7 protein-coding genes, 1 tRNA gene and 1 pseudogene are annotated in these 11,118 nt (G+C 50.7%); 7 read left to right on the top strand and 2 right to left on the bottom strand.

From position 1 onward, the window contains the following. Nucleotides 1-137 precede the first annotated feature (137 nt). Both DS743_RS00185 and DS743_RS00180 read right to left on the bottom strand, forming a co-directional pair. The gene (locus DS743_RS00185) at nucleotides 138-1,103 is read right to left on the bottom strand and encodes a Gfo/Idh/MocA family protein (protein WP_013439021.1); all 966 of its coding nucleotides are present in this window, start codon (nucleotides 1,101-1,103) and stop codon (nucleotides 138-140) included. A 46-nt stretch (nucleotides 1,104-1,149) separates the two neighbouring features. Then, nucleotides 1,150-1,899, bottom strand: a complete 750-nt coding sequence (locus tag DS743_RS00180; RefSeq protein ID WP_003616713.1) for a hypothetical protein — start codon at nucleotides 1,897-1,899, stop codon at nucleotides 1,150-1,152. 163 nt (nucleotides 1,900-2,062) lie between these two features. Here DS743_RS00180 and DS743_RS00175 point away from each other — a divergent pair, with 163 nt between their 5' ends. From DS743_RS00175 to DS743_RS00140, 7 genes and pseudogenes are all read left to right on the top strand, one after another. Next, nucleotides 2,063-2,752 carry a 2,3-diphosphoglycerate-dependent phosphoglycerate mutase gene (locus DS743_RS00175; RefSeq protein ID WP_002877893.1) on the top strand — a complete coding sequence of 230 codons (690 nt, stop codon included), beginning with the start codon at nucleotides 2,063-2,065 and terminating at the stop codon, nucleotides 2,750-2,752. A gap of 251 nt (nucleotides 2,753-3,003) precedes the next feature. Next, nucleotides 3,004-4,318 (top strand): annotated as a pseudogene (locus DS743_RS00165) (LCP family glycopolymer transferase). 2 nt (nucleotides 4,319-4,320) lie between these two features. Next, a complete protein-coding gene (locus DS743_RS00160; protein ID WP_002877895.1) occupies nucleotides 4,321-4,938 on the top strand; it encodes a glycerol-3-phosphate acyltransferase in 618 nt (205 codons plus the stop codon). 99 nt (nucleotides 4,939-5,037) lie between these two features. After that, complete coding sequence (locus DS743_RS00155) at nucleotides 5,038-8,034, top strand: LTA synthase family protein (RefSeq protein ID WP_035183952.1); 2,997 nt, start codon at nucleotides 5,038-5,040, stop codon at nucleotides 8,032-8,034. Between the two features lie 78 nt (nucleotides 8,035-8,112). Then, on the top strand, nucleotides 8,113-9,174 hold the full coding sequence (locus DS743_RS00150) for an acyltransferase (protein ID WP_013439024.1): 1,062 nt from the start codon (nucleotides 8,113-8,115) through the stop codon (nucleotides 9,172-9,174). A gap of 257 nt (nucleotides 9,175-9,431) precedes the next feature. Next, nucleotides 9,432-10,697 carry a tyrosine--tRNA ligase gene (gene tyrS / locus DS743_RS00145; protein ID WP_002877898.1) on the top strand — a complete coding sequence of 422 codons (1,266 nt, stop codon included), beginning with the start codon at nucleotides 9,432-9,434 and terminating at the stop codon, nucleotides 10,695-10,697. 94 nt (nucleotides 10,698-10,791) lie between these two features. After that, nucleotides 10,792-10,864, top strand: a tRNA-Thr gene (locus DS743_RS00140). The last annotated feature ends 254 nt before the right edge of the window (nucleotides 10,865-11,118 follow it).

Below are 11,118 nucleotides of genomic sequence, written 5' to 3'. Positions count from 1 at the left end.
TGAATATCGGAATCATGTTTTAACAACCTTAACGGCTTAATATTAATTTGTCCCAATTTTGGGGGTCACATCAAAGCGATTTTTCTTGTTTATTTCCCTAGTTCTTTAATTCTTTATTTTTCTGTTTTGCTTTTTCCTTAAGGCATGCAGTCCCTGGCTGCTTCCAGGACGGCGATGACCTGCAGGCTGTGGGCAAAGGCCCGGTCAGCAGCGGTTTTGTCCTTTTGGTCAAAGATCCGGATGAATTCAGTGAATTCCGGGATCATCCGGTGCAGGTCTGGGTCAAAGCTCTTGGCGGTCTGCCCGTCTGCCGTTTCCAGCCGGTAGCTTCTGATGTCACCCGGGCTGCCAATAAAGCTGATCGCCCCTTTTTCCCCGGCGATGAGAGAGGGGTTGTGGGCAAAGGCCTGGGAGTCCTTGGCCGCGGTCAAGCTGGCCTGTTTGTCGTCATAAGCCAGGACTAAAACGCCGGAAGTGTCGACGCCCTTTTGCAGGTTAGGGAAGTAATGGACGTCCAAAGGCGCCCCAAATAGGCTGACGGCTAAGTGGATGTTGTAGACGTTCAAGTCCAAGAGGGCTCCGCCGCCCAGACGGGGGTTGAAGGCCGGGGCGATGTCGCCGGCCAGGAAGCGGTCGTAGCGTGAAGAGTACTGGGTGTAGTTGAGGCTGACCACGTGAACCGGGCCTAAAAGCTGCAAGTCACTGGCCAAGGACTTAAAGGCTGGCAGGTAGCGGTTGGTGATGGCCTCGGTAATGAGGCAGCCCTTCTGGTCGGCCAGCTGCTTGAGCTCTAAGGCTTCTTCAGTCGTGAAGACGAAGGGCTTTTCACAGATCACGTTCTTGCCGGCTGCCAAAGAGTCCAGGCACATTTGGTAGTGCATGGAGGAAGGGGTGGCCACGTAAACCGTGTCAACTTGGTCGTCTTTGAGCATTTCCAGGTAGTCGTCGTAGACCCGGCTGATGCCGTATTGGTCAGCCAGTTCCTGGCCGGTGGCTGCTGACCGCTTGGTCGTGGCGATAGCAGCTAATTTTAGGCCGGGCAGGGGAAGGGCAGTGAGGAAGTCTCTAACGATCTTGCCGCTGCCGATAATACCGAGTTGCATTTTTTTGCCTCCTTATTTGTACCTTACATTTTGTGTTTTCTGTTTTCTATTTATTCAGCCGGCTGACGTCGACGGAATTTTTGCTGACCGTCTTGGGGATGGCCAGCTTTTTCTGCTGGTTGACCTTGAGCATGGACAGCTTGGTTGAGCTGGTTTGCCCCTTGACCTTGTACTTGGCATAGATGGCCAGGCCGGTCAGCTGCTTTTTCTGGCTGAAGTCGATGGTCATCTTGATCTGCTGGAGCTTAGCCTTGGCCATTTGGCTGTCGCTAGACAGGCTGGCCAGGCCGTTGGTTTCCGTGATCTCTTGCCAGAGGCGCTGGCTCTTGCCCGTGTAGCTGAGCCGCCAGCCATTTTTTGTCCGGCTGACGGAAAAAAGCTTGGCGCTCTTTTGGCTGAGGGTCAGGGTGTCCATGTCCTTGACCAGCTGCTGGAAGTGGGAGATGGTCGTGAACTGGCTGAGCTTGGCCTTGTACCAGGCTTCCTGCTGGTCTTTATAGTATTTGACGTAGGCATAGCGCTGGCCCACCCACATCTTGACGTTCTGGTCTCCGCTCTGGGTTAAGTCCGCCTGCATGACGAAGGGAGACCGCTGGTAGTTGATCTGGCCGTAAAAACGGACTGGTTTATTTCCCGTGTAATAATGTTCGTCGATCTTCAGCTGGAAGTTAGCAATCTTGCTCTGCTGGGCCTTTTTGACCAGGCTATGGGGGCTGGGTTTGGCGCAGGCTGTTAAAAAGAGGCTGGCCAAGGCCAGAAGGGTGAGCAGGTGAATTTTCTTTTTCTTTGACGGCATAGTATGAATCACATCCTTATTCTTCAATTCTAACAAATCACTGACTAATTGTTAGCGATTCCAGTCAGAAAAAGTGCTTTTTTTGCCTTTAGGACTTTGAAAAGGCCGCGAGAGGCCGTATAATAATTAGTGAAACGTTTAATTTGCTAAAGGAGATTTTTTAATGTCTAAATTAGTTTTAATCCGTCACGGTCAAAGTGAATGGAACCTTTCAAACCAATTCACTGGTTGGGTTGACGTTAACTTGTCAGACAAGGGTGTTGAAGAAGCTAAGAAGGCTGGTCGTTTGATCAAGGAAGCCGGCTTGGAATTTGATCAAGCTTACACTTCAGTTTTGACCCGTGCGATCAAGACTTTGCACTTTGCCTTGGAAGAAAGCGGCCAACTCTGGGTTCCAGAAACTAAGTCCTGGAGACTGAACGAACGTCACTACGGCGCTTTGCAAGGCTTGAACAAGGCTGAAACTGCTGAAAAGTACGGCGACGAACAAGTTCACATTTGGCGTCGTTCATACGACGTTTTGCCACCAGTTTTGGCTGACGACTCAGAATTCAGCCAAGCTAACGACCGTCGTTACGCAAACTTGGACCCACACATCGTTCCTAAGGCAGAAAACCTGAAGGTTACTCTGGACAGAGTTATGCCATTCTGGGAAGACCACATTGCTCCAGACCTTTTGGCTGGCAAGAACGTGATCATCGCTGCTCATGGTAACTCACTGCGTGCCTTGACTAAGTACATCGAAAACATCTCTGACGAAGACATCATGGATGTTGAAATGAAGACTGGTGAACCAGTCGTTTACACTTTCGACGACAAGTTGAACGTTGTAAGCAAGGAAAAGCTGGACTAAGTCCTCTTTCCCTAATTAAAGCGAAGCTCCGGCTTCGCTTTTTTTGTTGGACTGATTAAGGATTGACAGATGGCTTGCTAAGATGATAGCTTAGATAGGAAAGTTGTGCACAGGGATACTTACGGGAAAATATCGCGCGCCCGCTTTGACTGTTTTTTACAATTTCAATAAGAAAAGGCCGCAGGCAAAAGTTGGCGGTGCTTTTTTGCTATAATACAGACTAATGTCATTTTTTAAGTAGGTATCAATTTATGAAGAAAGAAGACAAGCTGGGCATTCCTGAGACCAGGCAGCATGCCAGAAAGCGCAAGCAGAAGCAGATCCGCAACTGGATCATCGGCATTTTGGCGGTTGTCTGCGCCATTGCGGCCGGAGTGGGCCTGTATGCCGCCCATTTGTACAAGACCGGCTGAGCAGGCGGCCAACAAGGCTTATGACTCAGAAAACGCGGTTAAGACGACCTATGGCGAATTCAACGGCAAGAAGCCTTTTGCCGTCATGCTCTTAGGGACCGACACCGGGGCCTTGGACAGAACGGAAAAGCGCGGCAATACTGACACGATCATCGTCGTCGTGGTCAATCCGAAGAAGAAGAACTACACGATGATCTCGATTCCGCGGGACACCATGGCTGACATGGTTGGCGATGATTCAAACGACGTGCAGAAGATCAACGCGGCCTATTCGATCGGCGGAGCCAAGATGGCCATGAAGACTGTCTCTAACCTCTTGAACATTCCGGTCAAGTACTACGCCTTGGTCAACATGGGCGGGCTGATGAAGCTGGTCGATTATGTCGGCGGGATTTACGTGACGCCGCCTCTGACCTTTACCTACAGCGGCTTTCCTTTCAAGAAGCGGGTCCGCCAGCACTTAAACGGGCAGGCGGCTCTGGCTTACAGCCGGATGCGCTATGATGACCCGCAGGGTGACTACGGCCGGCAAAAGCGGCAAAGAGAAGTCATCACCAAGCTGGTCCAGAAGCTGGCCACGGCAGACTCACTGATGAACTTCAGCAAGATCACCAATAACCTGTCATCAAACGTGAAGACCAACTTAAGCTTCCAGGCTTTGAAGTCGATCTTGGCCAACTACTCAGACTGCACTTCTTCCAGCGACAGCGACTACCTGCACGGCTACAGTGCTTATGTTAACGACGCGGCCTACCAAATTGCGCCAACCAGTGAACTGCAGCGGATTTCCAACAAGATCAGAAAGCTGCTGGGCTTGAAGACAGCAACCATCTCCAACCGGGAAACCGAGCTGAATACCTTAAACGAGACCGCCGGCTTTAAGTTTGGCAGCGGTGAGACCCAGAACTACACGATCTATGATCCGGGCACGACGGCTGACAGCGTCAAGAGCGGCAAGAAAAGTTCAAAGTCCAGCTCCAGCTCTAAATCCAGCAGCCAGGCTTCCAGCAGTACAACTGCCTACAGCACTAGTTCCAGCAGTACAGATTACTCTGGCAATACTGCTTATTCTGGCAGCACAAATTACGATACGACTTATAGCTACAGTTATAATTACGACTACAATACCAATCCGTTTTCAGGGGACTATTAAAGGTGCTTAGCAAATTTTTGGCAGTAATTATCGGCTATTTGTTTGGCAACTTCATCAGCGCCATGTTCGTGGGCAAGTACTACCTGCACAAGGATCCGACCAAGTACGGGTCAGGCAACCCGGGTACGGCCAACATGGGGGCGGTTTTCGGCAAGAAGGCGGGGATTCTGACCTGCATCGGCGACTTGCTTAAGACCCTGCTGGCCATTTGTCTGGTCTATGCCATCTACCACCAGCACTTGCTCACGGCTTATACGGGCCTGGGCGTGGTCTTAGGCCACTGCTTCCCGGTCTTTAACCACTTTAAAGGGGGCAAGGCGGTGGCCGTGACGGCCATGGTTACGGTTCTCTACGACTGGCGGGCGGGGCTTATTACTCTTTTAATAGCCTTGGTCTTGACCGCAATCATGCAGAACCTGACTATCCCGCCTTTGGTTTTCATGCTGTCTTTCAGTATTTACCAGCTGACCAAGTCGCTTGAACCTGGCCTGGTCTTCTTGATCATGACGGCGGTCATGGCCTTCAAGTTCCGCTACGATATACGGGATTTTTTCACGGGCCATGGCAAGCGGGTCGATATTTTATATACGATCAAGAAGAAGTTGGGAATATTGAAATAATTTCTTGGTCTTTTTTTAAGAAAAACTGAGTATAATGGATGAAAAACTGAGTATAATGGATAATGAATTTGCAAAAGAAAGAGAATAATTCCGATATTGATGAGTGAACAAACACAATCCAGAAGAATTCATAACCTGCTGAAGTACGGCTTCCTGCTGTTGGTAGCTCTGGTGCTTTTGCTGCAAATGTTTAATTTCAAGAGCAGCATGCTGAAAAGCTCAATTACCTACCTGCGCCACCTGCCACCAATCGTGGAAAGCGCGACCTATTGGTTTATTCCAATGGTCTTCGGGGCCGTTTACAGCAAGCGCAAGCTGCGCTTTAACGAAGGCTTTAGGGCCTGGGCTATCATGGAAGTAACCCTCTTGGCCTACTATCTTGTCTTCTTTATCTCCAAGCCATGGCACTTAAATGCCTGGCGCCTCTGGGGTATCCTCTTCCCGATTCTGACCTCGACTTCCGTCTTGATGACGGGTCTAGTCTTCGGCCTGCTGGTGCAGCCGGTCATTTATGACTGGCAGGAGAAGTTCAGCAAGAAGCAGAGCTTGATCATTTTGATCGCCTTGACCTTGTTGGGCTTTACCCTGTCAGCCGGGACTTACGAGATGAAATACTCCATCTATGGTCTCTACCTGGCTCTTCCATTTGCCTGGGGGATGTTCTTAGGGAAGGTTGACTTTTCCATCAAGCAAACGGCCATCTTTATTGTGGCCGGTATCCTTTCCCTTGGCCTGGTAATCGTCGGGGTAGCCGGCTTTAACGCCGTTTACTGGTCACAGATCATGTCCTGGCGGGCCAACCCGTCATCATGGAACTACCAGTTCCTGCTCAACGTGACCTCACCCTTCATCTTTATTATTGCCTTGGCCGCTTTTGTTTTTGCCCGGCCGGCCATCAAGGCTTTGGAAGCAAAGGACCTGGACTTCCTGGTTCCGCTGATCATCTTCATGCAGGCACCAGATGCCAACTCCTTTATGTCTTCCTTTAAGTACGGTACCGGCAGCCGGCAATTGAACCGGATGATCACGATTTTGATCATGCTGGTCATTGCTATTGCCTGGCACTGGCTGATTGAACGCTACTTGTGGCGCTTCAAGCCAGTTAAGCGGATCAACCGCTTCTTGTATGAAAGCAAGAGCTTCGGGGCAGTGGCTGAAGAGGCATTTAACCGTCTGTGGGGCTGGATTAAGCACCACCGGACTAACCTTTTGACTTGGACCTTCTTCTTTATCCTGTCCTTTGCTTCCTTCTTGGTTGAATCCGACAATATGCGGATCCAGATCACGACTGCTTCCAACGTCAACGCCGTAGTCTGGCTGGTTGGCACCAAGCTGGGGGCCTTGATTTTGACGACAATCTTTATCGACGCCTTCTTCACCATCCTTTACTTCGTCACGACCAGATACTGGGTTTCCCTCATCACGACTTCCACGGTTGTGATCGCCTGGGCGGTTGCCAACAAGATCAAGCTTGACCTGCGGGGCGAGCCAATCTACCCAAGTGAACTGTCTGAAGTAACCAACGCTGACAGTTTGCTGAGCATGATCGGGGGGCAGAAGACCTTGATCATGATCCTGCTGGCTTTGGCTGCCGTTATTGCCTTGATGGTCTTCTGCGAAGTTAAGTTCAAGGTCAAGAAGCGCGGCAACTGGAAGCGGCGGGGGATGTGGGCCCTGGCCAGCCTGGCCCTCTTCATGACGCCGAAGTGGTTTAACCACCAAGGCTCAGCTATTTACCGCTTGAACCGGGCCTTTGACAACAATCAGTCCTTCCGGAACCCGGAAAGAGATATTCAGGTTAACGGGCCAATTTTGAACTTCCTCAACTACATCGACTTGCAGATCATGGACAAGCCAAGCAACTACTCCAAGAGCCAGATTCAGAAGCTCTATGAGAAGTACCAAAAGGTGGCTGACCAGATCAACAAGACCCGGACTAACGATTTGTCCAAGCAGACCGTGATCTTTAACTTGAGTGAAAGTTTCATCGATCCATATACCTTCCCGACGATCAAGTTCGCCAAGGGGACCAAGGATCCGATTTCTTACATCCACTCACTGAAGAAGACTACCACTTACGGCAGCATGCTTAGTGCCGGCTACGGTGGTGGTACGGCCAACATGGAATGGGAATCACTGACTGGCTTTAACATGGGCTCCTTCAACACAACTTTGACTCCTTACGTCCAAGTCGTGCCACAGTACCAGTACTACCCAACCATTGGGGCCAACTCCAACTACTCTTCAGCAGTTCACCCATTCATCGGGACTTACTACTCAAGAATTGAAGACTACAAGCGCTTCAAGTTCAACAAGTTTGTTTACCTTGGTTCCAAGTACAAGATCGTGGACCAAAAGAAGCTGGGGACCAGTTCCTACAACTCCGACTTCACGACTTACGCCAACGGCTTGCGGCAGATCAATTCCCGCAAGGGCGGCCAGTTCATCAACCTGATTTCTATTCAGAACCACATGCCGTACAACAACTGGTACCCGAAGAACTACTATGCCGGCAAGATTTCCGGTGATCTTTTTGACGACGGCAGCATTAGAACGCAAGTGGCGACCTACATCATGGGGACCCACTACACTGACCAGGCGGTCAAGAAGTTCATCAAGCAGATTGACAAGATCAGGAAGCCAATTACCCTGGTCTTCTACGGTGACCACTACCCGTCAATCGTTTCCCAGTCATACACGTCTAAGTACCCGGTCCAAATGCACTCGACCCGCTACTTCATCTACTCCAACAAGTACGCCCGTCAGCACGGGGCTAAGGCTAAACTGACTTCCAAGACCAACTACGTCAACACCAGTGACTTCATCGCCATGATGCTGGAACAAACCAACAGCAAGGTTACGGCTTACCAGGCACTTTTAACTGAAGTGCACAAGAAGCTGCCAGCCTTGACGATCAGCTACAGCGATGACACCGGCTTTACCCTGGTTGACCAGAAGGGCAAGGAAGTTGACCCGAAGACCTTGACCAGCTCACAACAAGCCCTGCTCAAGGACTACGAAATGATCCAATACGACATGACGGCTGGTCCAGCCTATGCCTTGAAGATCAAGGGTTTCTACACCATGAAGAAATAATTTGATTTATTGCAAAAAAAGGGACTAAGGAGGATTAGTCCCTTTTTTTGTCTTTTGAAATAAAAAAAGGGGGCAATGATGGCTCATAAGCAGCGCGTCGCCTATCTCGATTACCTCCGCCTTGTGGCAATCTTGGGGGTAATCACTATCCATGTGGCCACGTCTCTCAACTTCTACCGGCAGGATTACGCGAGCTTAAACTGGCAGATCCTCAACTTCTGGGACGGCTTGAGCCGCTTTTGCGTGCCGGTTTTTATCATGATTTCCGGGGCTATTTTTCTGAATCCGGATTTTGACTTGAGTTGGGAAAAGCTTTTTAAAAAACACCTGCGCCGGATCGTAGTCAGCTACTTAATCTGGCAGCTGATTTATTGTGGCTGGTACTATTTCGCCAAGGGGGGCGACCTGGTGACCGTGGCTAAGTTCCTGATCGGCAGCTATGACCACCTGTGGTATCTGCCGATGATTGCCGGCCTTTACCTGGTGACGCCGCTTTTGCGGCCGCTGGCCAGAAGACGGCAGCTGCTCGAATACTACCTCTTGCTGGCCCTGCTCTTTGCCTGGCTTTTGCCGACCGGCCTGGACTTAATCCGCCTTTGGCCAAAGCCGCCCAAGCATATGGCTGACGCGCTTGCCGCTTTTAAGCGCCTGCTGGGCAAGCTGGACCTGCAAACGGTAATGGGCTTTGGGGGCTACTACATGGCTGGCTACTACTTTAGCCAGGCCCACATGAGCAAGCGCAACCTGTATTTTGTCCAGGCCCTGGGCCTGCTGGGGGCTGGAGCGACAATCGGCTTGTCTGGCTGGCTGACGGCGAAGGCCGGCCATTTACGCCTGACCTTGTACAGCTATAATTCCTTTTTTGTCCTGCTGGAGAGCAGCGCGGTTTTTCTCAGCCTGCAGATGCTCAAGCCCCGGCTTTGGTCAGAAGAAGTTTTAGGGGAATTGGCCGGGTCTGTCATGGGCATTTACCTGCTGCACCCGTTATTGATTTACTACTGGGGTAAGACGCCGGTCTGGCAGCTAGCGGCAAGTAATTCTGCCTGGCTGCCTGGCTTGGTAATTTTGATTTTTGCCAGCAGTCTCGCTATCGTCTGGCTCTTGCGCAGGAGCAGATTTTTGGCCCGCTGGCTTTTATAGGCTTGACCCGAAGGCGAATTCATGTTATTTTTATAAAAACGCGACAATGAAGTAGCTGCTTGGTTCAGCGTTCAGAGAACTAGCGGTTGGTGCGAGCTAGACAGGCCAGGCAGACGAAATACAGCGCGGGGAAGGAGAACCCCGTTAAGAAGCTCCCAAGAGGCACTTTGTGCGAACGTGGGTGGTACCACGGCTAAGACAGAATTTAGTCGTCCCTGGATCTTTTGATCCGGGGACTTTTTTATTTGGAGGCAGAAATGGCTAATTTTGACATTTTGGAAGATTTGAAATGGCGCGGCGCCATCAACCAGGAAACCGACGAGGAAGGCTTGCGGGATTACCTGGCCAAGCATGACGACCTGGCCCTTTACTGCGGGACTGACCCGACGGGTGACTCCCTGCACATCGGTCACTTGATTCCCTTCATGATCTTGAAGAGATTCCAGCTGGCCGGCTACAAGCCAGTCATCGTTATCGGCGGGGGCACGGGGTCAATCGGTGACCCATCCGGCCGGTCAACTGAACGGGTCCTGCAGTCTGAAGAAACGATCAAGCACAATGAAGAAGCTTTGACGGCGCAGATGGTGAAGCTTTTTGGCACGGAAAACTTCCGCATCGTCAACAACCGTGACTGGCTGGGCAAGATGACCCTGCTGGAATTCCTCCGCGACTACGGCAAGCTCTTCCAGGTCAACAACATGCTGAACAAGGAAGTCGTGGCCAGCCGGCTGGAAAACGGGATCTCCTTCACTGAATTCTCCTACCAAATCCTGCAAGCCATCGACTTCTACATCCTGAACCGGGACCACGGCGTCCAGATGCAGATCGGCGGGGCTGACCAATGGGGCAACATCACGGCCGGGATCGACTTGATCCACCGCCTGGAAGGGGCAGACCGGCCAGCCTTTGGTTTGACCATCCCATTGATGCTGAAGGCCGACGGGACCAAGTTCGGCAAGTCCGCCGGCGGTGCTGTCTGGCTGGACCCGGAAAAGACCAGTCCTTACGAATTCTACCAATTCTGGATCAACCAGGATGACCGGGACGTGATCAAGTACCTCAAGTACTTCACCTTCCTCAACCACGAAGAAATCGACGCCTTGGAAGAAAAGGTCAAGACTGAACCTTGGAAGCGGGAAGCCCAAAAGCGCCTGGCTGAAGAAGTAACCAAGTTCGTTCACGGCGAAGAAGGCCTGAAGGAAGCCCAAACGGTCACTGAGGCCCTCTTCTCCGGCAACGTGAAGGACTTGACCACCAAGCAGGTAGAAATCGCCCTGGCCAAGGCGCCAAGCGCTGAGAGCGGGGCAGAAAAGAAGAACCTGGTTGACTTCCTGGTTGACACCAAGATTGAATCATCCAAGCGGCAGGCACGAGAAGACGTTAACAACGGCGCCATCTATGTCAACGGCGACCGGATCCAGGACACCGACTTTGAAGTTGACCCGGCGGCTGCTTTTGACGGCAAGTTCGTCATCATCCGTAAGGGCAAGAAGAAGTACACCCTGGTGCACATCAAGGGATAAAAAAGATTTTTAGAAAGTTTCCAGTTGGAAGCTTTCTTTTTTGTTTACTTTTTATCCTTTTGCCGAAAAGAAGCCGGCATGTTACAATTAAGTCGCTGCTATAGCTCAGGAGGTAGAGCACCGCCGTGGTAAGGAGGAGGTCGCCAGTTCAAATCTGGCTAGCAGCTTAAAAAAGCAACTAATTGATCAGTAAAAGTGATAAAAATATTTGTGTGTCTGTTCCCAATCCTACTATACTAAGGATTATTAGTTAATATTTAAACTTCCCATACCAAAAAGAACTATGAAGCCTTGAAAACTCAATAGTTTAGCCAGTAGATATTCAATTAAGCTGCTAGTGATGGCGATATAGCCTCTTGCATGTACTTCGGGAGGCGTGAAATGAAAGCGTTGGTGAACCTTTCCATCTGCTCTTCTGTCG

It is taken from the genome of Lactobacillus leichmannii (assembly GCF_024701915.1).
GTDB lineage: Bacteria > Bacillota > Bacilli > Lactobacillales > Lactobacillaceae > Lactobacillus > Lactobacillus delbrueckii.
This window is presented reverse-complemented; position numbering and strand designations above follow the sequence as displayed.